Here is a 1,310-nt window from a genome sequence, read left to right on the forward strand (position 1 = left end):
CTGCGGCCGCCGTGAAGCCCCGTGCCTGCGGTACCAGGACCAGGAACAGGACCGCCGCCGCGGCGGCCAGGATCGAGACTGCCAGGGCCGCGGCCCGCCACCCCCAGAGTTCGCCGGCGAAACCGGCCACCAGCCGGCCGGCGAGTCCGCCCAGGGTGGTTCCGGCGACGTAGGTGCCGGCTGCCAGGGCGGCGTGGGCCTTGTTGACCTCCTCACTGAGGTAGGCGATGGCGATGGCGGGAATGCCGCCCAGTGCCATGCCTTCGAGCATCCGCAGGCCCAGCAGCATCGGGAAGCTGGCGGCGAGCGGGACCAGAAGCCCCAGGACTGTTGCCGCCGAGATGCCCCACACCATGGCCCGGACGCGGCCGATGCGGTCGGCGAGGAATGACCACGGAAGCACCGTCAAAGCCAGCCCCACGGTGGCCAGCGAGATGGTGAGTGCCGCCTCGGCGGCCGTGACCTGCAGGTCCGCCGCCATCATCGGCAGTACCGCCTGGGTGGAATACAGCTGCGCAAAGGTGGCGACGCCGGCGAACGCCAGCCCGGCGAGAATCTTCTTGTAGGACGCGGACCCCTTGGTGTGCCCCTGCCACGCGGGAACCCCGGCATTGGCCGCTTCGGGACCGGCGGGTGCGGCGGGTGTCCGGGGTGTGGAGGGGAGCTGGCGGAGCGGGAGGCGGGGCATCCTCCCAGAATATGCGTCCAGAAGACATGCTTCCAATGCATGATTCTCATAGAATCGATAGCAAATACGGAACTATTGGGAGCGTGGGACATGGACGTGGAGCACAAACAGCTGGTCCAGTTGCTGCCGCTGTTGCCCCTGCTGGCCGAGCTCGGGCGCACCCAGCACATCACCGCGACTGCCGACGTGCTGGGGCTGCCCCAGTCGACGGTCAGCCGGGGCATCGCGCGGGCCAGCAGCATCATCGGGACGGAACTGCTGATCCGTGACGGCCGGGGCGTGCGGCTGACTCCCGCGGCCAAGGCGCTCCTCCCGCACATCGAGGCCGCGCTGGGCGGGTTCCAGACCGGACTGGACCTGGTCCGGCACGAGTCGGAGGTGGTGCGCGGCCGGATCGCGGTGTCTTTCCAGCACACCTTCGGCGAGGCGATGCTGCCGCTGCTGATCAGTGCCTTCCGCCGCCGGCATCCCCAGCCGGCCTTCGACCTCAGCCAGGGTGCGCGGGACGGCTGCCTGGCTGAACTGTCCGCCGGGGACGCGGACCTGGCACTGACCGCCCCCATCGCGGCGCCGAGCCGGTTGATCTCCTCAGCCGCCCTGTACCGGGAACCGCTGCGGCTCG

Annotated in this window: 2 protein-coding genes; one reads left to right on the forward strand and one right to left on the reverse strand. The window is 70.2% G+C overall.

Annotated elements, in window-relative coordinates; all coding sequences use genetic code 11:
- Positions 1-688: MFS transporter (locus tag K789_RS0120650; protein ID WP_024368408.1), on the reverse strand; the 688-nt coding region annotated here is incomplete at its 3' end.
- Positions 689-778: 90 nt separating this feature from the next.
- Here K789_RS0120650 and K789_RS0120655 point away from each other — a divergent pair.
- A partial coding sequence (locus K789_RS0120655) for a LysR family transcriptional regulator (RefSeq protein ID WP_024368409.1) occupies positions 779-1,310 on the forward strand: 532 nt, incomplete at its 3' end.

The sequence above is a fragment of the Arthrobacter sp. TB 26 genome (assembly GCF_000427315.1).
In the GTDB taxonomy this organism is placed as follows: Bacteria; Actinomycetota; Actinomycetes; order Actinomycetales; family Micrococcaceae; genus Arthrobacter.